The organism is Rhodosalinus halophilus (assembly GCF_003298775.1).
Taxonomy (GTDB): Bacteria; Pseudomonadota; Alphaproteobacteria; order Rhodobacterales; family Rhodobacteraceae; genus Rhodosalinus; species Rhodosalinus halophilus.
Genome location: NZ_QNTQ01000050.1, coordinates 1 through 1,094, shown reverse-complemented (window position 1 = coordinate 1,094; position 1,094 = coordinate 1). Strand labels below are relative to the sequence as shown.

General features: G+C 73.3%; 1 protein-coding gene. It reads left to right on the top strand.

Translation table 11 applies throughout. From position 1 onward, the window contains the following. Window positions 1-1,094: toprim domain-containing protein (locus tag DRV85_RS18820; RefSeq protein ID WP_113291003.1), on the top strand; the 1,094-nt coding region annotated here is incomplete at both ends.

Here is a 1,094-nt window from a genome sequence, read left to right as displayed (position 1 = left end):
TCGGATCTTGTCGGCCGCGACCTCGGCATGGCGCGCGAGGATGCCACCGACTGGATTGCCGACCGGATCGGCATGGCGGCGCCGCCCCGGCCGATCCGTCAGCCGTCGACACGTGGCGCGACGGCGGCGAACGATCCGGCCGAGCCACCAACGACGCTGGCCACGGCGCCGCCGCTCGAGAGCGACCCCGATGACAAGGCCGGGCTCGCACCGAACCGCGCGGACGAGGCCGCCGCGCGCGCGGCCCGGATCTGGGGCAGCGCCCGTCCCGCCCCGGAAGACCATCCCTATCTCGTCGCCAAGCGGGCCACGCCACTCGCCCTGCGCATGGACGCGGGCCGCCGCCTCGTCGTGCCGCTGCAGGACATCGACGGCCGGATCCACAGTATCGAGACCATCGCGCCGGACGGGGCCAAGCGTTTCCTCGCTGGTGGCGCGAAGAAGGGGCATTTCGCAGTGGTGGGCGCGGAGCCGGTACCGCTCCCTGAGCCCACCTGCCCCGTCCTGATATGCGAGGGTTGGGCGACGGGCGCGAGCCTGCACATCGCCACGGGCCATACCGTGATCGCGGCGATGGACGCGGGCAACCTGATGCCCGTCGCCGAGGCGCTTCGGGCCCGGTTCCCAGACGCAGATCTCGTCCTCGTCGCCGACAATGACGCGAAGCCCGACCGCGATGGCAATCCCGGCGTCGATGCCGCCCGCAAGGTCGCGCTCGCGGTCGACGGCCGCCTCGCCGTGCCTGAGCGCCCGGGCGACGCCAACGATCTGTTCTGCGCCGAGGGGCTGGACGCCGTTTCAGCGCTCGTCGCCGGCGCGGCCCGGATCCCGCCGCCACCGCCGACCTATCCGGCGCCGGTCCTTTCGCCCGACGAGGCCCGCGTCCGCCTGGCCGAGGCCATCGACGGCTTCATGGCGGCGATCCCGGACTATTGGGCGGCTGTCGAGGCGGCGCAGGAGGAGGCGAAAAGTGCCGACGCCGGCCGCGACCCGCTGGATTTCAACCTCGTGGCGCGGGCGGCGCTTCCGCCGCTTCTCGGCTTGCCGGTCGATGTGGGCCTCGGAAAGACCTCGAGCGCGCGCGCCGCCATCGC